19 protein-coding genes and 1 pseudogene are annotated in these 20,311 nt (G+C 71.8%); 10 read left to right on the top strand and 10 right to left on the bottom strand.

Translation table 11 applies throughout. The features are described 5' to 3' along the window. Nucleotides 1-56: 56 nt before the first annotated feature. Nucleotides 57-2,855: a penicillin acylase family protein gene (locus tag AB0B29_RS18845; protein WP_362240750.1), complete on the top strand. Its 2,799-nt coding sequence runs from the start codon at nucleotides 57-59 to the stop codon at nucleotides 2,853-2,855. A gap of 112 nt (nucleotides 2,856-2,967) precedes the next feature. On the opposite strand, the gene AB0B29_RS18840 is transcribed toward AB0B29_RS18845, so the two are convergent. Both AB0B29_RS18840 and AB0B29_RS18835 read right to left on the bottom strand, forming a co-directional pair. Continuing rightward, a complete protein-coding gene (locus tag AB0B29_RS18840) occupies nucleotides 2,968-3,360 on the bottom strand; it encodes an MmcQ/YjbR family DNA-binding protein (RefSeq protein WP_362240747.1) in 393 nt (130 codons plus the stop codon). A 42-nt stretch (nucleotides 3,361-3,402) separates the two neighbouring features. Then, nucleotides 3,403-3,834, bottom strand: coding sequence for a YybH family protein (locus AB0B29_RS18835; protein ID WP_362240744.1), 432 nt, complete (start codon nucleotides 3,832-3,834; stop codon nucleotides 3,403-3,405). A gap of 147 nt (nucleotides 3,835-3,981) precedes the next feature. Between AB0B29_RS18835 and AB0B29_RS18830 the strand changes: the two are divergent. Further along, nucleotides 3,982-4,948 (top strand): annotated as a pseudogene (locus AB0B29_RS18830) (helix-turn-helix domain-containing protein). Between the two features lie 105 nt (nucleotides 4,949-5,053). Here AB0B29_RS18830 and AB0B29_RS18825 read toward each other — a convergent pair. Continuing rightward, on the bottom strand, nucleotides 5,054-6,289 hold the full coding sequence (locus AB0B29_RS18825; RefSeq protein ID WP_362240741.1) for an exo-beta-N-acetylmuramidase NamZ family protein: 1,236 nt from the start codon (nucleotides 6,287-6,289) through the stop codon (nucleotides 5,054-5,056). 244 nt (nucleotides 6,290-6,533) lie between these two features. On the opposite strand from AB0B29_RS18825, the gene AB0B29_RS18820 reads away from it, so the two are divergent. From AB0B29_RS18820 to AB0B29_RS18810, 3 genes are read left to right on the top strand one after another with little or no spacing between them, the layout of a single operon-like run. Next, nucleotides 6,534-7,307 (top strand): SDR family oxidoreductase, encoded by a 774-nt coding sequence (locus AB0B29_RS18820; protein ID WP_362240739.1) that lies wholly within the window; start codon nucleotides 6,534-6,536, stop codon nucleotides 7,305-7,307. Continuing rightward, on the top strand, nucleotides 7,304-8,968 hold the full coding sequence (locus tag AB0B29_RS18815) for a class I adenylate-forming enzyme family protein (protein ID WP_362240736.1): 1,665 nt from the start codon (nucleotides 7,304-7,306) through the stop codon (nucleotides 8,966-8,968). The genes AB0B29_RS18820 and AB0B29_RS18815 overlap by 4 nt, the downstream gene beginning before the upstream one ends. 28 nt (nucleotides 8,969-8,996) lie before the next feature. Then, complete coding sequence (locus AB0B29_RS18810; protein ID WP_362240733.1) at nucleotides 8,997-9,590, top strand: TetR/AcrR family transcriptional regulator; 594 nt, start codon at nucleotides 8,997-8,999, stop codon at nucleotides 9,588-9,590. Between the two features lie 20 nt (nucleotides 9,591-9,610). On the opposite strand, the gene AB0B29_RS18805 is transcribed toward AB0B29_RS18810, so the two are convergent. From AB0B29_RS18805 to AB0B29_RS18795, 3 genes are all read right to left on the bottom strand, one after another. After that, entirely contained in the window at nucleotides 9,611-9,748 is a 138-nt protein-coding gene (locus AB0B29_RS18805; RefSeq protein WP_362240731.1) for a hypothetical protein, read from the bottom strand. Between the two features lie 276 nt (nucleotides 9,749-10,024). After that, nucleotides 10,025-11,239, bottom strand: a complete 1,215-nt coding sequence (locus AB0B29_RS18800; protein WP_362240728.1) for an acyl-CoA dehydrogenase — start codon at nucleotides 11,237-11,239, stop codon at nucleotides 10,025-10,027. Nucleotides 11,240-11,244: 5 nt separating this feature from the next. After that, nucleotides 11,245-12,279, bottom strand: a complete 1,035-nt coding sequence (locus AB0B29_RS18795; protein ID WP_362240726.1) for a phosphotransferase family protein — start codon at nucleotides 12,277-12,279, stop codon at nucleotides 11,245-11,247. A 199-nt stretch (nucleotides 12,280-12,478) separates the two neighbouring features. Here AB0B29_RS18795 and AB0B29_RS18790 point away from each other — a divergent pair, with 199 nt between their 5' ends. After that, the gene (locus AB0B29_RS18790) at nucleotides 12,479-13,429 is read left to right on the top strand and encodes an NADP-dependent oxidoreductase (protein ID WP_362240724.1); all 951 of its coding nucleotides are present in this window, start codon (nucleotides 12,479-12,481) and stop codon (nucleotides 13,427-13,429) included. Nucleotides 13,430-13,580: 151 nt separating this feature from the next. Here the strand turns inward: AB0B29_RS18790 and AB0B29_RS18785 are convergent, their stop codons facing one another. From AB0B29_RS18785 to AB0B29_RS18770, 4 genes are all read right to left on the bottom strand, one after another. Further along, nucleotides 13,581-13,916: a DUF202 domain-containing protein gene (locus AB0B29_RS18785; RefSeq protein ID WP_362240721.1), complete on the bottom strand. Its 336-nt coding sequence runs from the start codon at nucleotides 13,914-13,916 to the stop codon at nucleotides 13,581-13,583. After that, a complete protein-coding gene (locus AB0B29_RS18780; protein WP_104778612.1) occupies nucleotides 13,913-14,305 on the bottom strand; it encodes a YidH family protein in 393 nt (130 codons plus the stop codon). The genes AB0B29_RS18785 and AB0B29_RS18780 overlap by 4 nt, the downstream gene beginning before the upstream one ends. 37 nt (nucleotides 14,306-14,342) lie before the next feature. Then, the gene (locus AB0B29_RS18775) at nucleotides 14,343-14,858 is read right to left on the bottom strand and encodes an NUDIX hydrolase (protein WP_362240718.1); all 516 of its coding nucleotides are present in this window, start codon (nucleotides 14,856-14,858) and stop codon (nucleotides 14,343-14,345) included. A 164-nt stretch (nucleotides 14,859-15,022) separates the two neighbouring features. Then, nucleotides 15,023-15,928: a DMT family transporter gene (locus AB0B29_RS18770; RefSeq protein ID WP_362240715.1), complete on the bottom strand. Its 906-nt coding sequence runs from the start codon at nucleotides 15,926-15,928 to the stop codon at nucleotides 15,023-15,025. A gap of 364 nt (nucleotides 15,929-16,292) precedes the next feature. Here AB0B29_RS18770 and AB0B29_RS18765 point away from each other — a divergent pair, with 364 nt between their 5' ends. From AB0B29_RS18765 to AB0B29_RS18750, 4 genes are all read left to right on the top strand, one after another. Continuing rightward, nucleotides 16,293-17,243 (top strand): hypothetical protein, encoded by a 951-nt coding sequence (locus AB0B29_RS18765; RefSeq protein ID WP_362240712.1) that lies wholly within the window; start codon nucleotides 16,293-16,295, stop codon nucleotides 17,241-17,243. Between the two features lie 36 nt (nucleotides 17,244-17,279). Further along, nucleotides 17,280-18,815 carry an APC family permease gene (locus tag AB0B29_RS18760; RefSeq protein WP_362240709.1) on the top strand — a complete coding sequence of 512 codons (1,536 nt, stop codon included), beginning with the start codon at nucleotides 17,280-17,282 and terminating at the stop codon, nucleotides 18,813-18,815. An 87-nt stretch (nucleotides 18,816-18,902) separates the two neighbouring features. Next, on the top strand, nucleotides 18,903-19,652 hold the full coding sequence (locus tag AB0B29_RS18755; RefSeq protein ID WP_436845856.1) for a molybdopterin-dependent oxidoreductase: 750 nt from the start codon (nucleotides 18,903-18,905) through the stop codon (nucleotides 19,650-19,652). Beyond that, the gene (locus tag AB0B29_RS18750) at nucleotides 19,636-20,259 is read left to right on the top strand and encodes a cytochrome b/b6 domain-containing protein (protein WP_362240707.1); all 624 of its coding nucleotides are present in this window, start codon (nucleotides 19,636-19,638) and stop codon (nucleotides 20,257-20,259) included. Before AB0B29_RS18755 ends, AB0B29_RS18750 begins: the two co-directional genes overlap by 17 nt. Nucleotides 20,260-20,311 lie beyond the last annotated feature (52 nt).

Genomic DNA, 20,311 nt, shown 5'->3' with positions numbered 1-20,311 from the left:
AAGCCGGGGGATACCGGCGGTAACATCCCGCCCACCCCCGTCGGGAGGAGCCCCCCATGCCACGGCGTGCCCCACGCACCGTTCTCGACAGAATGAGAACTCCCAGCGGAATCCCCGGGTTCCTGAAGACAGCATCCGTATGCACCCTGATCGCAGGTCTCTTGTCGCCGCTTGCCCCGGCTGCCGCATCGGAAACAGTGACCGCGCAGGCCACCGCCGTGGCGAACGACCACTGCGGGAACCAGTGTTCGGACATCCTCCCGCCCGGCCAGAACGGCAACGCCACCCTCGCCCAGATCCTCCTCAACCAGGCCTTCGGCACCCAGCCCGAGCACGCCGAGGACCAGCTCGGGCCCTATGCCAACCTCGCCAAGGGCTACCCCGCCCTCACCAACGACAAGATCAACACCTTCTTCAACGACGCCTCCTTCGGAGTACCCGCCGACCAGGTCGCCTCCAGCGTCAAACCCGCCGGACGCAGTGACGTGACGATCGTCAGGGACAAGAAGACCGGTGTGCCGCACATCACGGGGACCACCCGATACGGCACGGAGTTCGGTGCCGGATACGCGGCGGCGCAGGACCGGCTGTGGCTGATGGACGTCTTCCGGCACGTCGGTCGCGGTCAGCTGACCTCCTTCGCGGGCGGTGCGCCCTCCAACCAGGGCCTCGAGCAGCAGTTCTGGCGGCACGCCCCGTACAGCGAGGCCGATCTGCAGGCGCAGATCGACAACGCCGTCGCCACCAGCGGCGAACGCGGACAGCAGGCCCTCGCGGACGTCAAGGCCTACCTCGACGGCATCAACTCCTACATCGACGCCTCCGACAGCGGGCGCTACTTCCCCGGTGAGTACGTACTCACCGGGCACAAGGACTCAGTCACCAACGCCGGGACGATCGAGCACTTCAAAGTCACCGACCTGGTCGCGCTGGCCTCCGTCATCGGCGCGCTGTTCGGCTCGGGCGGAGGCGGCGAGGTGAACAACGCCCTCTCGCTCATGGCCGCCCAGGAGAAGTACGGCGTCACCGAGGGCACCAAGGTCTGGGATTCCTTCCGGATGCGCAACGACCCGGAGGCCGTCCTCACCCAGCACGACGGCAGCTTCCCCTACGGCACCAAGCCGGCCGACCCGCAGGGCACCGCCCTGCCCGACGCCGGTTCGGTGCAGCCGGAGCCGCTCGTGTACGACCGCACCGGCAGCGCCACCACGGCCGGTGCCACCGGTGCGTCCGGTCAGGCCGCGAAAACCGCCACGTCGTCCGCCAGGCGCGGCATGTCCAACGCCCTCGTGGTCAGCGGCAAGCACACGGCCAGTGGCCACCCCGTCGCCGTGTTCGGCCCGCAGACCGGCTACTTCGCCCCCCAGCTGCTCCTGCTCCAGGAGATCCAGGGCCCGGGCATCAGCGCCCGCGGCGCCTCCTTCGCCGGCCTGAGCATGTACGTCGAGCTCGGCCGCGGCCAGGACTACGCCTGGAGCGCCACGACCTCCGGCCAGGACATCATCGACTCCTACGCGGTCGAGCTGTGCCAGGACGACTACCACTACCTGTACCGCGGCACCTGCACGCCGATGGAGAAGATCGAGCAGAAGAACGCCTGGAAGCCCACGACCGCCGACGGCACCGCGGCCGGCTCGTACACCATGCGGGTCTGGCGCACGAAGTACGGCCCCGTCGAGTACCGCGCGACGGTCGGCGGCAAGAAGGTCGCCTACACCACGCTGCGCTCGTCCTTCCTGCACGAGGCCGACTCCATCATCGGCTTCCAGATGCTGAACGACCCGGACTACGTCAAGGGCCCGGACTCCTTCCAGAAGGCCGTCCAGCACATCAACTACACCTTCAACTGGTTCTACGCCGACTCCGAGCACACCGCGTACTACAACAGCGGCGACAACCCGGTGCGCGCGGCCGGCGTCGACTCCGAGTTCCCGGCATGGGCCCGGCCGGCCTACGAGTGGCGCGGCTGGGACCCGGCTACCAACACGGCCGACTACACCCCGCCCTCCGCCCACCCGAACTCCATCGACCAGGACTACTACGTCTCCTGGAACAACAAGCAGGCCCGGGACTACACGACCGCGCCCTGGGGCAACGGCTCGGTGCACCGCGGCAACCTCCTGGAGGACCGGGTGAAGAAGCTGGTCCAGCAGGGCGGAGTGACCCGCGCCGCCCTGGTGAAGGCCATGGCCGACGCCGGGCTGGCGGACCTCCGGGCCGAGGACGTCCTGCCCGGGCTCCTCAAGGTCGTCACCGCCTCACCCGTGACCGATCCGGCCGCCGCGGCCGCCGTGAGCAAACTCCAGGCCTGGGTCGCCGCAGGTGGCAAGCGCACCGAGACCGCGGCCGGCTCCAAGAAGTACGCAGACGCCGACGCGATCCGCATCCTGGATGCCTGGTGGCCGCTCCTGGTCAAGGCCGAGTTCGAACCGGGCCTCGGCAGCGAGCTGTACGAAGCCGTCACGGCCAACCTCCCCGTCGACGAGTCCCCGTCGGCGGCGCACGGCCCGACCGGCTCACACGCGGGGAGCTCCTTCCAGTACGGCTGGTGGAGCTACGTCGACAAGGACGTCCGCGCGGTGCTCGGCGAGCAGGTGAAGGGGCCGCTCGCCAGGAAGTACTGCGGCGACGGCAGCCTCGGCGCCTGCCGCGACACCCTCCTCGGCACCCTGAAGGAGGCGGCGGGCAAGACCGCGGCTCAGGTCTACCCCGGCGACGACGTGTGCTCGGCCGGCGACCAGTGGTGCGCCGACTCCATCAACCACCGCACCCTCGGCGGCATCAAGCACGGCAGGATCAGCTGGCAGAACCGGCCGACCTACCAGCAGGTCGTGGAGTTCACCTCACACCGGTGAGGCACCGTCCCGGCGGCGGATCGGCGAACGCGGCCCGCCGCCAGGACCAGCAGGGCCGGCGCCGCGTGCCGGATGTCGCACGCCGCCCGCTCCGGCCGGTCCCCGGTGAGGGTCACCGCCCGTCCCCGGCGCGCCGAGCGTACGACGCCGGGTCCACCGGCCGCTGCGCCCTCGGCAGGCCCGCGACCACCAGCCGGTAGGAGTCGGTGACCAACTCCTCGACGAGGCCGTGGTCCAGGGCGCCGCCGTGCAGAGTGATCCAGTGCTTCTTGTTCATGTGGTAGCCGGGGGTGATCTCCGCATACTGCTCACGCAGCGCCACCGCCTCGTCCGGCGCGGACTTGAGGATCACCATCGGCTCCCCGGTCACCTCGGTGACCAGCATGAACACCTTGCCGCGCACCTTGTGCACATCCCACTGAGGGCCGAAAGGGTGCTCCAGCACGGCGCCGGGCAAACCCTCGGCGCACTCGGCGGCCAGCCGCTGCACCTCTGTGCCGTCCACGACATCAGTCTCCCTTCTCCTGCGACGGGGCCCCGCCCCCGGTCAGGACGCGATCGCCTCGGTCGCCGTCTGGCTGAACGCCCAGTTGGAGTGCACGATCCGCCACTCGCCGTCGACCAGCCGGTAGGCCTCCGTGGCGTTCCAGGCCCGCAGCTGCCGCTCGTCGCCGTCGCCGTCGAGCACGTACGTGTCGAGGTGGTAGGCCAGGACCGCGAAGTCGCCGCCGTCGCTGACGTGCACGACGGGGTTCAGGTACTCGCTGCGCACGATGCGCGGGTTCGAGTAGAGCGAATCGATGTGGGCGATCACCTTGTCGCGCCCCACGATCACGTCCTTCAGGACCGGGTCGAAGTAGCTGATCTCCTCGGCGTAGTTGTCGAGGTAGCCGGTGTTGTCACCGGCGCTCCACCGCTCGTTGAAGGCCTTCTCCAGCTCCGGAACGGTCTTGCTGATCGCTGCGGTGTCGACGCTCATGTGTGTCCCTTCGCGGACGCCGCGGACGGTCGTGTCCGCAGGCGGGTGTGAACTCCCGGTACCGGCCGGCACCGGCGGCCCGCCCGTGCGGACTCGGGAACCACTCTCTCCCCGGCCCGCCCGTCGACGGTCCTAAACTGCGGACACATGATGGGCACCAGCGGACAGCCCGGCGCGGGCGGGACCACCGGCCCCGCCCCGGGCGCACTCACCCCGCTCTACGGCTTCCAGCCGCCGGCCGGTACCCCGTACAGCCTGGAGGTCACCACGATCGAGGACTTCCACGCCGACCACGACGACTGGCCGTGGAACCCGCCCCGCCCGGGCCGGGCCACCTTCCACTACCTGATCCTCGTGACGTCCGGGGTGCTGCAACACGACGTCGACCACACCACCCGAACCGTCAACCCCGGCCAATGGCTCTGGGTGCGCCCGGGACACACCCAGTGCTGGCACCCGCCCTCCACCGCCACCGGACCCTTCATCCTCTTCGAACCGGACGTCCTGGAGGCCGGGACCGCCCGCCTGCTCGCCCCCGCCACCGCGCACCACGCGCCCGCCGTCCTCACCCCGCATCCGGACGACGCCCCCTGGGCCGAGCGCACCGCCCACCAACTCCTCGACGAACACCGCGCCCTGGGACGACGCCCCCTCGACCTCCACCACGCGCTGCGCCGCAACCTCCTCCAAGCCCTCCTGCTGCGCCTCGCCCACAGCCCGGGCGCCCCGGCCGCCCCCTCGCCCACCACCCACCGCGCCGCGCCGGCAGCGGTTCCTCGACGCCCTGGAGCTCCACTTCCGCGAACTGCACCACGCGGACGACTACGCCCGGCTGCTCGACTGCTCGGTCCGCACCCTCACCCGCGCCGCCCAGGACGCCGGCCATGACGGCGCCCGCCAGGTGATCGACGAACGCCGCCTCCTCGAAGCCCGCCGCCTGCTGGGCCCCGCCGGCTGGACCGCCCGCGCCGTCGCCGACCACCTGAACTTCCCCGGCCCCGCCGACTTCGGCCGCTTCTTCCGCCACCACACCGGCCTCGCCCCCGCCGCCTGGGCGGCCCAGGCGGAACACCGGGACAGCACACCCGGACCGTGCTCGGGTGCGCGTCCTTGAGGTGCCGTCCCGGACAAGTGCAGCGCGAGCATGGAGACTTCCCGTGGTTCCTCGCGCGCATCGTCCTGCCGCGGGGGAGCCGGGCCCTGCACCACGGGCGGCGGCTCAGCGGTACAGAAGGTACTTCCGCCGCGTCCTGCGGAACGCCGCCAGGTCCTCCTGCCACCCGGCCACCACCTCCTCGGTGTCCGCACCCGCGTCGATCATCGTCCGCACCCGCGCGGAGCCGGTGAGCTTGTCGATCCAGTTGTCCGGGCGCCAGGCGAAACCGCTCCAGACCCGCTTGGCGGTGACGAGCAGGGCGATCCCCGTGCGGACCGGATCGAAGGCGGCCCGGTCGTGCACGTGGACCTGCACACCGCCGATCGTCTTCCCCTGGAACTTCGAGAAGGTGGGCGCGAAGTACGCCTCCCTGAACCGCACGCCGGGCAGGGCGAGTTCGTTCGCCGCTGCCGCCCAGCGCCGGTCGACGCCCTCCGCGCCCAGCAGCTCGAACGGCCGGGTCGTGCCACGCCCCTCGGACAGGTTCGTGCCCTCGAACAGGCACGTTCCCGAGTACACCAGGGCCGTCTCGGGGGTCGGCATGTTCGGGCTGGGCGGCACCCAGGGCAGCCCGGAGGCGTCGTAGAACTCCGAGCGCTGCCAGCCCGACATCGTCACCGTCTCGAGCGGCACGGGGCCGGTCAGGAACTCGCCGTTGAACAGCCGCGCCAGTTCGGCGACGGTCATCCCGTGGGCCTGGGCGATGGGCTGCCGCCCGACGAACGTGGCGAACTCCTTGTGCAGGACCGGGCCGAGGGCCGCCCGGCCGGTCACCGGGTTCGGCCGGTCCAGCACGACGAACCGCTTGCCGGCGAGCTGGGCGGCCTCCATGCAGTCGTAGAGCGTCCAGATGTACGTGTAGAAGCGGGCGCCGACGTCCTGGATGTCGAAGACGACCGTGTCGACGCCGGAGGCGGTGAAGACGTCCGCGAGGGGCCGGCCGCTCTTGAGGTACGTGTCGTAGACGGGCAGGCCGGTCGCGGGGTCGTCGTAGCGGCCCTCGGAGCCGCCGGCCTGGGCGGTGCCGCGGAAGCCGTGCTCCGGGCCGAAGACGGCGGTCAGCTCGACGCGGTCGTCGGCGTGCATGACGTCGACGATGTGCCGGGCGTCGCGGGTGATGCCGGTGGGGTTGGTGACGATGCCGATCTTCTGGCCGTCGAGCAGGGTGTAGCCGTCGTGGGCGAGGCGTTCGAAGCCGGTGCGCGGGTGCCTGCGGCGCTGGGCGGCGGACGCGGTCGATGTCGCTGACACGGCTGCCGCCGTGGCGGTGGTGATGACGGCTCGTCTGGAAGGGCGCATGCGGTGACCTCCTTGAGCGGGGACGGTCGGCATGGGCACGGTATGCGCTCCCGCGGGTCGTGGGGAGGCTGCGGGGCGGGGGTGGCTTGTCGCGCCCCGCGTCGGAGCCGCACGACCGGTGCAGCCCCGCGTCCCTTTCAGGGGCGTTCCCGGCTCCCTTTCGGGGGCGTTGTCGGTGCCCCTTCCCTGGTACATACCGACCGGTTAGTCTGGCCGCATTGCAGAGCCGCGACTGAGGAGACCGATGGTGGGAGCCTTTCAAGACGCCGGAGTCGTTGTCACGGGGGGCGGCGGCGGGATCGGGGCAGCGCTGGCCCGGCGGTTCGCCTCCGAGGGAGCCCGGGTCGTCGTCAACGACCTGGACGCCGGGCGGGCCGAGCGGGTCGCGGACGAGGTCGGGGGCATCGCCGTGCCCGGTGACGCCTCCGCGATCGTCGAGGACGCCCGGGACGCACTCGGCGGCACCGTCGACGTCTACTGCGCCAACGCCGGTGTCGCCGCCGACGGCATCGAGCCCGGGCAGCCACTGGACGAGAAGGGGTGGGCCCTGTCCTGGGACGTGAACGTCATGGCTCATGTGCGGGCCGCGCAGGAACTGCTGCCCGGCTGGCTGGAGCGCGGCAGCGGCCGGTTCGTCTCCACCGTGTCCGCCGCCGGGCTGCTCACCATGATCGGGGCCGCCCCCTACGCCGTCACCAAGCACGGTGCGCTCGCCTTCGCCGAGTGGCTGTCGCTGACGTACCGGCACCGGGGGGTGAAGGTCCACGCCATCTGCCCCCAGGGCGTGCGCACCGACATGCTCGCCGCCACCGGCAGCGCGGGCGACCTCGTGCTCCACCCGACGGCGATCGAGCCGGAGGCCGTGGCGGACGCCCTGCTGAAGGGCATCGAGGAGGACAGGTTCCTGATCCTGCCGCACCCCGAGGTCGCCGCCTACCATCAGGCCCGGGCCGGCGACCCCGACCGGTGGCTGTCCGGCATGAACCGCATCCAGCAGCAGTGGGAGGAGGCCCGGTGACCGACTCCCGTTACGCCGCCAAGCCCTGGCTCGCCCTGCTCGACGACGCCCAGAAGGGCGCGATCAGCCCCGCGGACTCCCTCGTCCACGCCTTGCGCCGGGTCGTGGCCGAAACACCCGAGAGCGACTTCCTGGCCTACTTCGACGGCCGGCTGACCTACCGGCAGGTCGACGAGCTCAGCGACTCCGTCGCCGGGCACCTCGCGGAGCGCGGTCTGCGGCGCGGCGACCGGGTCGCGGTACTGCTGCAGAACTCCCCGCACTTCGTGCTCGCCCTGCTGGGCGCGTGGAAGGCGGGCGCGGTCGTCGTGCCGGTCAACCCGATGTACAAGTCGGGCGAGGTGGCGCACGTCCTGCGGGACGGCGAGGTCGCCGCGCTGATCTGCTCGGACCGGGCCTGGGAGTCGTATCTGCGCGAGACGGCCGCCGACTCGCCCGTGCGGATCGTGCTCACCGGGTGCGAGCTGGACCTGCAGAGCCGCGGCGACACGCGCGTGCTGACCTTCGAGCGCCTGCCGCAGGCCCCGGACGCCGACGACCTGGTGACCGTGGCGCGGGCCGGCCACAAGGCACCCGAGGACCGTGATCCCGGGCCCTCGGACATCGCGCTGATCAGCTACACCTCGGGCACGAGCGGCACGCCCAAGGGCGCCACCAACACGCACGGCAACATCATGTACAACGCCGAGCGGCAGCGCACCGGCCTGGGACTGCCGCAGCGGCCCGTCTACTTCGCGTTGGCACCGCTGTTCCACATCACCGGCATGGTGTGCCAGTTCGGCGCCTGCCTGACCAGCGGGGGCACGCTGGTGCTGGCGTACCGCTTCGAGCCGGGCGTGGTGCTGGACGCGTTCGCCGAGCACCGTCCGCACTACACGGTGGGGCCGTCCACGGCCTTCATGGCACTGGCCGCCCACCCCTCCGTCTCACGCGACCACTTCTCCTCCTTCCGGGTGATCTCCTCCGGCGGCGCCCCCCTGCCGCCCGCGCTCGTGGAGAAGTTCCGGGCCGGATTCGGGCCGTACATTCGCAACGGCTACGGGCTGACCGAGTGCACCGCGCCCTGCGCCTCGGTGCCGCCCGGCCTGGAGGCGCCGGTCGACCCGGTCTCCGGCACCCTCGCCGTGGGACTGCCCGGACCCGACACGGTCGTGCGGATCGTCGACGAGGCCGGTGCGGAGGTGCCCTTCGGCGAGCAGGGCGAGATCGTCGTCAGCGGACCGCAGGTCGTGCCCGGCTACTGGCGCCGCCCCGATGCCACCGCCGAGACCTTCCCCGGTGGCGAACTGCGCACCGGCGACATCGGGTTCATGGACGCGCAGGGCTGGCTGTACGTCGTCGACCGCAAGAAGGACATGATCAACGCGTCCGGCTTCAAGGTGTGGCCGCGCGAGGTCGAGGACGTCCTCTACACGCACCCGGCGGTGCGCGAGGCCGCCGTCGTCGGGGTGCCCGACGGGTATCGCGGGGAGACCGTCAAGGCCTACATCAGCCTGCGTCCGGACGCCGACACCGACCCGGATGCACTCGCCGCCTACTGCAAGGAGAGACTGGCCGCCTACAAATATCCGCGCCAGGTGGAGATCCTGCCGGACTTGCCGAAGACGGCCAGTGGGAAGATCCTCCGGCGGGAACTGCGTTCCCGTACGCAAGGCAACTGACAGCAGAACGGAAAGGCAGGTGGCGGCAGTGCCCAGGACCACGGACTCGGACGGCACGCCCGTGCCTCAGCGGCTCCTGGCCGCCGCCACCCGGCTCTTCGCCGAGCAGGGCTACGACCGCACCTCGGTGCAGGAGATCGTCGAGGCGGCCGGCGTCACCAAGGGAGCGCTGTACCACTACTTCGGCTCCAAGGACGACCTGCTCCACGAGGTGTACGCGCGCGTGCTGCGCATCCAGCAGGAGCGGCTGGACGCCGTGGCCGGCGCCGACGAGCCGGTCGAGAAGCGGCTGCGGGCCGCAGCCGCGGACGTCGTGGTGACCACCATCGACAACCTCGACGACGCGATGATCTTCTGGCGCTCCATGCACCACCTCAGCCCCGAGAAGAACAAGCAGGTCCGCTCCGAGCGGCGCCGCTACCACGAACGCTTCCGCGCGCTCGTGGAGGAGGGCCAGAAGTCCGGCGTCTTCTCCGCGGTGACCCCGGCGGACCTGGTGGTCGACTACCACTTCGGCTCGGTCCACCACCTGTCGACGTGGTACCGCCCCGACGGCCCCCTCACACCCCAGCAGGTCGCCGACCACCTGGCCGATCTGCTGCTGCGCGCCCTGCGCCCGTAGCAGCCGTACCGCCCTGCGTTTCAGGAGCGGCCCCGGCGGCTCTCCGCGGGCGGCTCGGACCGCTGGGGAGTCGTCAGATACTCGTAGGTGCCGGTGAGTTCGAGCAGGCGCCGCAGCGCCGGGCCGACGTCGCCCAGGTGGAAGGCGACGCCGTCCACCTGGGCCCCTACGCGTGACCCACACCTCACCCTGCGAAGACGGACGAGGACTGTCTCGTGCACAGTCACGCAGTCCGGGTGTGTGGTGCAACCACCCGGACTCGCCCGGGCCGCGTTGCAGAGCGAGCCGGGGGCGGCAAACCCCGCGAAACGGCCGCCCTACCCAGACGGCCGTTCACGAGACCGTGCGACGTTTCACACCCCACAACCCCGCGCGGCTCTCGGCCCATGAGCGACGGGCGATGCGGCGGGGGCGGGCCCCGCCGCACACGGCCGTCACACGTACCGCTTCAGCTCCCGCCGCGCCAGCGACCGCTGATGCACCTCGTCCGGACCGTCCGCGATCATCAGCGTCCGCGCCCCCGCGTACAGCTCCGCCAGCGGGAAGTCCTGGCTCACCCCACCGGCACCGTGCAACTGGATCGCCCGGTCCAGGATGTCCACCACGGCCCGGGGCGTGGCGATCTTGATGGACTGGATCTCGGTGTGCGCACCGCGGTTGCCCACCGTGTCCATCAGCCACGCGGTCTTCAACACCAGCAGCCGCAGCTGCTCCACCGTCACCCGCGCGTCCGCGATCCAGTTGTGCACCACGCCCTGCTGCGCCAGCGACTTGCCGAACGCGTTCCGGGACACGGCCCGCCGGCACATCAGCTCGATCGCCCGCTCGGCCATGCCGATCAGCCGCATGCAGTGGTGGATCCGCCCGGGACCGAGCCGGGCCTGCGCGATGGCGAAGCCACCGCCCTCCTCGCCGACCAGGTTCGACGCCGGCACGCGCGCGTGGTCGAAGATCACTTCGGCGTGACCGCCGTGGTAGTGGTCCTCGTACCCGAACACCTGCATGGCCCGCTTGACGGTGACGCCCGGGGTGTCGCGCGGCACCAGCACCATCGACTGCTGGCGGCGGATGTCCTCCCCGTCCGGGTCGGTCTTGCCCATCACGATGAAGATCTTGCAGTCGGGGTGCATCGCCCCGGAGATGTACCACTTGCGGCCGGTGATGACGTACTCGTCGCCGTCGCGCTCGATGTGCGTGGTGATGTTGGTGGCGTCCGAGGAGGCCACGTCCGGCTCGGTCATCGCGAACGCCGAGCGGATCTCGCCGGCCAGCAGCGGCTCCAGCCACTGCTTTTGCTGCTGCTCGTCGCCGAACTGGGTGAGCACCTCCATGTTCCCGGTGTCGGGCGCCGCACAGTTCGTCACCGTCGGCGCCAGCTGCGGGGAGCGGCCCATGATCTCGGCGAGCGGCGCGTACTGGAGGTTGGTGAGCCCGGCCCCGTACTCGGAGTCCGGCAGGAAGAGGTTCCACAGGCCCTGCCTGCGGGCCTCGGCCTTCAGCTCCTCCACCACGGGCACGGTCTCCCACGGGGAGGCGAGCCGCTCGCGCTGCTCGTGAGCGACCGCCTCGGCGGGATAGACGTACTCGTCCATGAAGGCGAGGAGCTTGGCGCGCAGCTCTTCGGTGCGCGCGTCATAAGCGAAGTCCATGTGGATCAGCCCTCCTGGAGGCCTTCGTGGAGCGTGGTCAGTCCGTGCCGGACGAAGACGGGGACGAGGTCGCCGATGCGGTCGAAGCCGCGTCCGACCGTCTGGCCCAGCGTGTAGCGGTAGTGGATGCCCTCGAGGATCACGGCGAGCTTGAACCAGGCGAACGCCGTGTACCAGGAGACCGCGGAGACGTCGCGCCCCGAGCGCGCGGCGTACCGCTCGATGAGCTCCGACGGTGCCGGATGCCCGGGGGCCTCGGCGGTGGTGGAGACCGGGGAGTCGGGCATGGCCAGCGGCATGCTGTACATGACCAGCAGGCCGAGGTCGGTGAGCGGGTCGCCCAGCGTCGACATCTCCCAGTCGAGGATCGCCTTGATCTGGTCGTCCTCGCCGATGAGGACGTTGTCGAGCCGGTAGTCGCCGTGCACCACGGCCGGGGCGGGGGAGTGGGGCAGCTCGCGACCGAGGGCGGCGTGCAGCTCGTCGATGCCGTCCAGGTCCCGGTTGCGGGAGGCGTCCAGCTGCTTGCCCCAGCGCCGCAGCTGCCGGTCCAGGAAGCCCTCGGGCCGGCCGAAGTCCGCCAGGCCCACCTCGCCCGGGTCGACCGCGTGCAGCTCCACCAGCGTGTCGACGAGGTTCAGCACCGCGCCCCGGGTCCGCTCCGCGCCGATCGGGGCGAGCTGGTCGGCGGTGCGGTAAGGGGTGCCGTCGACGAACTCCATGACGTAGAACGGCGAACCGAGCACCTCCTCGTCCTCGCACAGCAGCACCGGCCGCGGCACCGGCACGGCGGTCGGGTGCAGCGCGCTGATCACCCGGTGCTCGCGCTTCATGTCGTGCGCGGTGGCCAGGACGTGACCGAGCGGGGGCCGTCTGACGACCCAGCGGGAGGCGCCGTCGGAGACCGCGTAGGTGAGGTTCGACCGTCCGCCCTCGATCAGCCGGCCGGACAGCGGGCCGTTCACCAGGCCGGGCCGCTCGCGGTCGAGCAGGTCGCGCAACCGTTCGAGATCCAGTCCGGGCGGATGGTCGGGGCTCATGCGTCGCTCCTACGGGCAGGTGAACAGTTCCCGACTCATGATGCCGACCGGTCGGTATGTCGTCCAGAGCGGGACCGAAACGTGATCGGAGCCACGATAGGCCGGTGACACCTCCCGCGAGGCGCCCGGGGAGGTTTCGGCCGGTTCGTTCAGGCCATCCGGCTTGCGTGCCCCGCGACGAGCCCGGAAGGTCAGAGCCATGAAGGCCATCAGCTACTCACGGTACGGCGGTCCCGAGGTGCTGGCGTTCGGGGAGGTGCGCGACCCGAAGGTCGGCCCCGACGCCGTGCTGGTCAAGGTGCGGGCGGCGGCCGTGAACCCCGTTGACTGGAAATGCCGCGAGGGGTACCTCGACGGCATCCTCGCCCCCGTCTTCCCCGTGGTGCCCGGCTGGGACGTCTCGGGCGTCGTCGTACGGCCCGGTGTGGCCGTCTCGGAGTTCGACGTCGGGGACGAGGTCATCGGGTACGTGCGCGAGGACTTCCTCTCCCGCGGCACCTTCGCCGAGTACGTGGCCGCGCCCCTGCGCACCCTCGCGCGCAAGCCGCGCAACCTCTCCTTCGAGGAGGCGGCCGGGCTGCCGCTGGCCGGGCTCACCGCCTACCAGATGCTGGTCAAGGTGCTCCAGGTGAAGCGGGGCGAGACCGTGCTCGTGCATGCCGCGGCCGGCGGCGTCGGCTCGATCGCCGTCCAGCTCGGCGTCCACCTCGGCGCCCGGGTGGTCGGTACGGCGAGCGAGTCCAACCACGATTTCGTGCGGGGCCTGGGCGGGGAGCCGGTGGTGTACGGCGAGGGCCTGGGCGAGCGGGTGCGCGGACTGGCCCCGGAGGGCGTGGACGCGGTGTTCGACACCGTCGGCTCAGACGCTCTGAAGGTGTCGGCGAACCTGCTGGCGCCCGAGGGCCGCCTGGCGTCGATCGCCGACAACGACGTCGTGACCTACGGCGGCCGCTACTACTTCGTCCGCCCCGACGCCGAGGACCTCCAGCGCGTGGCCGACCTGGCGGAGCAGGGCGTGGTCAGCGTGCACGTCGACGAGACGTTCCCCCTGGAGCGGGCCGCCGACGCGCACCGGCTGAACCAGGAGGGCCGCACCCGCGGCAAGATCGTCGTGACGGTGGACTGGGAGAGCGAGGGCGAGGAAGCCTGAGCGGCTCGGCCCGCAGGGGTGGGGCAGGTGCCTGAGCGGTTCGGCCCTGAGTGCGAGGGGAGGCGCCTGAGCGGCTCGGGCCGGAGCACGAGGGGGAGGCGCCTGAGCGGCTCTGGCCAGAGCGCGAGGGGAGGCGCCTGAGCGGCTCGGGCTAGAGCACGAGGGCGGCTCCGCACAGGGCCATGGCCACCGTGCAGAGCACCGCGGCCGCCGCGTGCCGGGGTGCGAACGCCGCAGGGCTCGGGGTGGTCGCGAGAGTGCGGATACGCCGGTGCGCGACCCTCAGGAAGCCCAGCCAGAGCACACAGCACATGGCGCAGGCGACGACCCCGGTGGCAGAGGCACCGCCGTGCAGCACGGTCTTCACCGCGAGCACGGCGACCACCGTGCCCGACAGCGTCGTGCGCCGCCACGCGAGCCGGGTCCGCTCGGGCTGGAGTCCGGGGTCTCGGTCGGGGTCCCGCTGCCGGGCGGCTGTCCCACTCATCCCTCCCACCCCACCAGCACCACGACGACCATGGCGACGGCCACGACCGCGACGACCAGGCTCAGCAGCGCCGGGAACCGGGACACCGGCAGGTCCTCGCCGCGGCGCATGGCCCGCTCGCAGCGCACCCAGTGGTTGACCGCCCGAAGGGAGCACAGCACGCCCGCGGCCAGCAGCGCGAGCGCGAGCCCGACCCGCCATCCCCAGCGCAGGTCCGGCAGGAACTGGTCCACGGCGAAACCGCCGCCGATCAGTGCGAGCGCGGTGCGCAGCCAGGCGAGGAACGTGCGTTCGTTGGCCAGTGAGAACCGGTAGTCGGGCGTCTCGCCGTCCTCCCTGACCTCTGCGGGCGCGAACCACAACCGGACGTTCCGTACGAACTCGATCACGTGAGCGACCCTACCCGGGACCTCCGCCGGGCCCTCTTCAGCCGGCCGTCCGGAACGCCTTGAGCCGCTCGTACGCCGCGAGCCCGTCCGGCACCCACTCCCAGTCGGCCAGGCGTCGCTCGACCTCGACCTCGGGCAGGAAGTCGTGCCAGGCCACCTCCTCGGCCTGGGGGTGTACCGGGAGTGTGCAGCGGACCTCGTAGACCGCCGACCACCAGCTCCGGCCGGAGCCGTTGTCGTACAGGAACGTGAAGAGGTGCCGCGGCTGCGGCAGGCCGGTCACGCCGAGTTCCTCCTCGGCCTCCCGCAGGGCCGCCGCGTCGTAGGACTCACCGGCGCCGACGACTCCGCCGACGAACATGTCGTGCAGGGAGGGGAAGACCAGCTTGGTCGGGGTGCGCCGGTGCACGAAGATCCGGCCCTCGGCGTCCCGGGCGAGGACGAAGACGCAACGGTGACGCAACCCCAGGGCGTAGGCCTCGCCGCGCGGGGACTGCCCGATGACCCGGTCGTTCTCGTCGACGATGTCGAGGATCTCGTCAGCAGCGCTCATGCCCTCATCCAAGCAGGGCAGGGAAGGCCGGTGGGACGGGGCCGTTCCCGGCGAGACGGCTTCCGGGTGGGGGTGGACCGGGAGGGGGAGCCTCACGGGGCGAAGGCCGGTCGGGGGGAGCCCTCACGGGCCGGGTCGGTACGAATCCGCGCGGCCGGGGCCCCTCAGGGTGAGGCCGGGCTCACCGCGGGTGTGTGCACACGGGCTCGTTGCGGTGCCCCGTGCGGCATCGCCGGGTGCATGCCCAGCAGGACGATCCCGGCGACGACGGCCAGCAGGCCACCGGCCTCCCAGCTCAGGGCCACCGCGTCGGTGCGCAGCCGGTCGCCCAGGAAGCCGACGCCGCAGACGATCCCGGCGAGCGGCTGGGCCGCGGTCAGGGCGGGCAGCGACTTGCGCAGGGACGCGGTCTCGAACGCGCTCTGCACGAGGATCAGCCCCGTGACCCCGAGCGCGAGCACCGCGTACGGCTCCCAGCCGGTGAGCAGCTCGGCGAGGCCGCCGTCGGTGACCTTCTGCCCGCTGACCCGGGTCAGCGCGTCCTGCACGCCGTACAGCAGCCCGGCGGCCAGGGCCAGCAGCACCGGGCCCGAGCTCAGCCGGGACCGCTTGCCCCGCGTCGTCAGCAGCAGGGCGAGCCCGATCATGACCCCGATGATCAGCCACTGCCGCACCGGATCGGCCGTCGCCGCACCGCCCTCCGGACGGCCCGCCACGATGAACGCGGTCACCCCGCCGGCCAGCAGGAAGAGGCCCGCCCAGCCCTGGCGGCCCAGCGGCTGCCGACTCTGTCTGCGGGAGAGCGCCAGTGCGAAGAGGAGGTTCGTCGCCAGCAGCGGTTCCACCAGGGACAGCTCACCCTGCCCCAGCGCGGCGGCGCCCAGGCCCATGCCGGCCACCATCAGCGCGATGCCGCCGAGCCAGCGGGGCACCTTCACGAGGTCGAGCAGCAGCCGGAAGGAGAGGAAATCGCTCAGCGGGGCCCGCTGGGCCGCGTTCTGCTGGAGGACGAAGCCGAAGCCGAGACAGCAGGCGGCACCCAGGGCGAGCGCCAGGACTAGAACCGACACGCGGTGTACCTCGATCGTCAGGTCGGGTCACGGTTGCGTAGGGGCCGACTGTACCGGCCGGCTCCACCCGGCGCGCCCGTACGTCCTGCCATCGTCCGGGGCGGCGGTAGTCCACGCTATGACGTACGTCACATAGGACGTAACGGGAATATCGGATGCGGATCACCGCTGCCTCTCTGGCCTCCATGGTCACAAAACGCTCACGAGTAACGGCAGTTGACGCGTGTAACGCCCTGGCGGCCCTTGACGCCGACCATTGGCTGGGGGTTTGCTGTGCGTGATCAGCTCATGGCGATGCGCACATACGCGCTCCTTCTGCCGCCGTGAGCCGAAACACCAGAAGAGCGCGTGAGGAAGTCCCGCGGTGTCCCCACCCCCGCCTCCCCTCGGCCGTGGCCGCAGACGTGTGGCGCAGGCCTTCGACGAGGCCCTCGACGACGCCGATCTCGTGGCCGCGCGCGCCGCACTGGCGCAGGGCCGCTGGCAGAACGCCCGCTCCCTGCTCGTGCGCACCGGGGACGACTGGGACCGGCGCGGCCACCGCGTCACCGTCCTCGCCCGGGAGTCCTCCTGCGCCGCGTGGGCCCGGGAGTGGCTCCTCGCCGAACCCGAGTCCGCCGACGCCTCCGTGCTGCTCGCCCTCGCCCAGGTCCGGCGCGCCCTGCAGGGCAAGACCAAACCCGACCGGGCCCGTGAGGCGTGCCGGGCCGCCGCGGCCCGGATTCCCGCCGACCCCACCCCCTGGCTGGGCCTGCTCATGCTGGAGTGCGCGCTCGGCGGCGACGAGGACGCCGTCCGCAGCTTCGAGGCGGTCCGCGGCCGGTACACCGACCACCACCACGCCCACCATCTGATGGTCGCCCGGCTCGCCTCCCGCCGCACCGAGGCCGGCCCGGACCCGCTGCACGAGGTCTACGACTTCGCCAACTGGGCCGCCGAACAGGCACCCGCCGACTCACCGCTCGCGATCCTGCCGGTCATCGCGCACGCCGAGCGCTACCGGGTGCTGGCCGGTGCCGGACACGAACCCGCCGACCCGGCCGCCTCGGGTCACTGGACGGGCCGCCGTGCCCGGCAGGTCATGAAGGCCGCCTTCGACTGGTGGCTGGAATGGGAGCTGGAGGGGCACCCGCGACGGCTGATCGACCTGAACTTCCTCGCTCACGCCAAGTTCTGCGAGGGGCGGGGTGCCGAGGCCGCCGCCCTCTTCCACCGGATCGGCCGGCACGCCACACCGGCTCCCTGGTCCTACCCCGACCGCGACCCGCACACCGCTTTCGCCGCCGCCCGCGCCGCCGCGCTCGGCACGGCCTGACACCCCCCCGACCCGAAGAGTGAGGACGCCACCCCGATGACCACGGACAGTCCGGACACCACCACCTCCGCCCCCGGCGGCATCAGTACGTTCAAGGGGCAGGAGCGCGCCCTGCGCGCCGACCGGCTCGGCACCGGGGGACTGCTGCTCTCCGTCCTCGCGGCGACCGCCCCGCTCATGGTCGTCGCGGGTGTCATGCCCACCACATTCGCGGTGATGGGCATCGTCGGCCAGCCGCTGCTCTTCGTCGTCCTCGGCGTCGTCCTGATCCTGTTCAGCGTCGGATACGCCGAGATGAGCCGCCACGTGCACAACGCGGGCGCCTTCTACGCCTACATCCGCCGGGGCCTCGGTGCCACCGCGGGCGCGAGTGCCGCCCTGGTGGCCCTCGTCGCCTACAACGCGCTCCAGGTCGGCATCTACGGCATCTTCGGCTTCGAGGTCTCCGGGCTCCTCGCCACCTACGCCGACCTGCAGATCGCCTGGTGGATACCGGCGCTCGTGGCCGCGCTCGCCGTCGGGCTGCTGGGCTGGCTCAAGATCGACGTCAACGCCCGCGTGCTCGGTGTGCTGCTGGTCATCGAGGTGCTCCTCGTCGTCGTCTTCGACGTGGCCGCCCTCGCCGACCCCGGGAAGGAGGGTCTGTCGCTGCACGCCTTCAACCCCGACACCCTCACCGGAGCCGGTGTCGGCACCGCGCTGTGCTTCTGCATCGCCGCGTTCCTCGGCTTCGAACAGGCCCCCGTGTACGCCGAGGAGACCAGCCGCCCGCACGTCCTGGTGCCGCGCGTGATGTTCCTCGCCGTCGGCGGCGTAGCCGTCTTCTTCGCCCTCAGCAGCTGGGCCCTCACCGTCGCCACCGGCCCCGCCGCCATCGTCGGAACCGCCCAGAAGCAGAGCGCCGGGCTGCTGTTCTTCCTCACCGAATCCCGACTCGGCGGCACCTTCACCGACGTCCTGCACGTCCTGTTCGTCACCGGCATGTTCGCCGCGATGCTCAGTTTCCACAACGTCGTCGCCCGCTACGCCTTCGCCATGGGCCGCGAGGGCCTGCTGCCCGCCGCCTTCGGCCGCACCAGCGGCAGCAGCGGCGCCCCCGGCACCGGCTCGCTGCTCCAGACCGTCGTGGCCGTGGTGGTCGTGGCCGCCTTCGCCCTCGCCGACGACAAGCCGGTCGGCGACCCGACCGCGCCCGTCCTGCAACTGTTCACCTGGTTCGGCAACGTCGGCGCCCTCGGCGTGATCGTGCTGATGGCGGCGGCGTCCCTGTCGGTCGTCGTCTTCTTCGTTCGCCGCGGCGCCGCCGGTGCCCAGGCCTGGCGGCTGGTCACGTCCACGCTGGCGGGCATCGCCCTGCTGGTCATCGCCGGCTACACGGTGAAGGACTTCGAGGTGCTCGTCGGCGCCGGCCCCGACTCCTCACTGAGCTGGGTGCTGCCCGGCATCATCGGCCTGGCCGCACTGGCCGGTGTGGCCCTCGGCCTGGTGCTGCGCGCCCGGGCCCCCGAGAAGCACGGCCGGATCGGCCTCGGCAACGAGGCGTTCCAGTTGGACAAGGCCGCCTCCTCCTGAGGAGGCTCCCGTAAGAAGTGGTTACGGAAGTCTGACGAGCACCCGCGCTCCCTGTCATACCGGGGCCGCGGGTGTTCGAATGAGTACGTGAACGAGGACGTACCCCAGGGTGTGAGCGGCGAACACCCCGAAGAACGGGGCACCCCGATCGGCCGCCGCGTCTTCCTCGGCACCCTCGCCCTGGGGGCCGCGGGCGTGGTCGCCGCGCCCCCGCTGCAACGCGGCCTGGAGCGCTTCCTCGGCGGCGCGGCCGACAAGGACCCCACCGGGCTGACCGGCCTGCTCCCCAACGGCGGCGGCTTCCGCTACTACTCGGTCGCCTCGTCCGTCCCGCGCAAGAACGCCGGCAGCTACCGCCTCACCGTGGACGGCCTGGTCGACCGCCCCGCGACCTACACCCTCGACGAGCTGAGGGCCCTGCCCCAGACCCGCATGGTCCGCGACGTCCAGTGCGTCACGGGCTGGCGCGTCCCCGACACCCCCTTCGAGGGCGTACGCCTGTCCAGGCTTCTGGACGCGGCCCGACTCCGCCCCACGGCCAAGGCCCTCCGCTTCACCTGCTTCGACGGCACGTACACCGAGAGCCTCACCCTCGACCAGGCCCGCCGCGCGGACGTCCTGGTCGCCCTGCGCATGCAGGACAAGGACCTCGGCCACTCCCACGGCGGCCCGGTTCGCCTCTACGTGGCGCCCATGTACTTCTACAAGTCCGCCAAGTGGCTCTCCGGCATCACCGTCACCGACGAGGTCCGGCCGGGCTACTGGGAGGAGCGCGGCTACGACGTCGACGCCTGGGTGGGCCGCTCGAACGGACGCGACGATGATCCTACGAGCTGACACACCCCCGGACACCGCCCGCGTACGCCGCTTCACCGCGCTGCAGCGCTGGACCCACCGCACCACCGCCGCGCTGATGGGTGTCTGCGTCGTCACGGCGGCCTGCCTCTACATCCCCCAGCTCGCCGAACTCGTCGGCCGCCGCGCCCTGGTCGTCACGCTGCACGAGTGGGCCGGTCTCGCCCTGCCCGTCCCCGTCCTGGCCGCGCTGGCCTCCCGCGCCTTCCGTGCCGACCTCGGCCGCCTCAACCGCTTCGGCCCGCACGACCGCACCTGGCTGCGCGCCGCCCTGCACCGCGACAAACGCACCGCGTCCCGCCCGGCGGCCAAGTTCAACGCCGGGCAGAAGCTCTACGCCGCCTGGATCGCCGGCGCCACCCTGGTCATGCTCGCCACGGGCCTGCTGATGTGGTTCACCCACCTCACCCCCCTGCTCTGGCGCACCAGCGCCACGTTCGTCCACGACTGGCTGGCCCTCACCATCGGCATCGTCCTGGCCGGCCACATCGGCATGGCCCTGGCGGACCCGGAGTCCAGGAGGGGCATGCGCACGGGCAGGGTGAGCAGAGAGTGGGCAGACCGGGAGCACCCTCTGTGGCGCCAGTAGACCCGTTGCCCCCAGGGGCGTGGGGAACTGCGCGAACAACCACAACCCACCC

The sequence above is a fragment of the Streptomyces tibetensis genome (assembly GCF_040647715.1).
Taxonomy (GTDB): domain Bacteria; phylum Actinomycetota; class Actinomycetes; order Streptomycetales; family Streptomycetaceae; genus Streptomyces; species Streptomyces tibetensis_A.
This window is presented reverse-complemented; position numbering and strand designations above follow the sequence as displayed.

Bases quoted from the DNA above. Each gene is read 5' to 3' on its own strand.
- AB0B29_RS18845 (WP_362240750.1), top strand. From the start codon at position 57: ATGCCACGGCGTGCCCCACGCACCGTTCTCGACAGAATGAGAACTCCC.
- AB0B29_RS18835 (WP_362240744.1), bottom strand. From the start codon at position 3,834: ATGAGCGTCGACACCGCAGCGATCAGCAAGACCGTTCCGGAGCTGGAG.
- AB0B29_RS18825 (WP_362240741.1), bottom strand. From the start codon at position 6,289: ATGCGCCCTTCCAGACGAGCCGTCATCACCACCGCCACGGCGGCAGCC.
- AB0B29_RS18820 (WP_362240739.1), top strand. From the start codon at position 6,534: ATGGTGGGAGCCTTTCAAGACGCCGGAGTCGTTGTCACGGGGGGCGGC.
- AB0B29_RS18800 (WP_362240728.1), bottom strand. From the start codon at position 11,239: ATGGACTTCGCTTATGACGCGCGCACCGAAGAGCTGCGCGCCAAGCTC.
- AB0B29_RS18795 (WP_362240726.1), bottom strand. From the start codon at position 12,279: ATGAGCCCCGACCATCCGCCCGGACTGGATCTCGAACGGTTGCGCGAC.
- AB0B29_RS18790 (WP_362240724.1), top strand. From the start codon at position 12,479: ATGAAGGCCATCAGCTACTCACGGTACGGCGGTCCCGAGGTGCTGGCG.
- AB0B29_RS18785 (WP_362240721.1), bottom strand. From the start codon at position 13,916: ATGAGTGGGACAGCCGCCCGGCAGCGGGACCCCGACCGAGACCCCGGA.
- AB0B29_RS18775 (WP_362240718.1), bottom strand. From the start codon at position 14,858: ATGAGCGCTGCTGACGAGATCCTCGACATCGTCGACGAGAACGACCGG.
- AB0B29_RS18760 (WP_362240709.1), top strand. From the start codon at position 17,280: ATGACCACGGACAGTCCGGACACCACCACCTCCGCCCCCGGCGGCATC.
- AB0B29_RS18750 (WP_362240707.1), top strand. From the start codon at position 19,636: ATGATCCTACGAGCTGACACACCCCCGGACACCGCCCGCGTACGCCGC.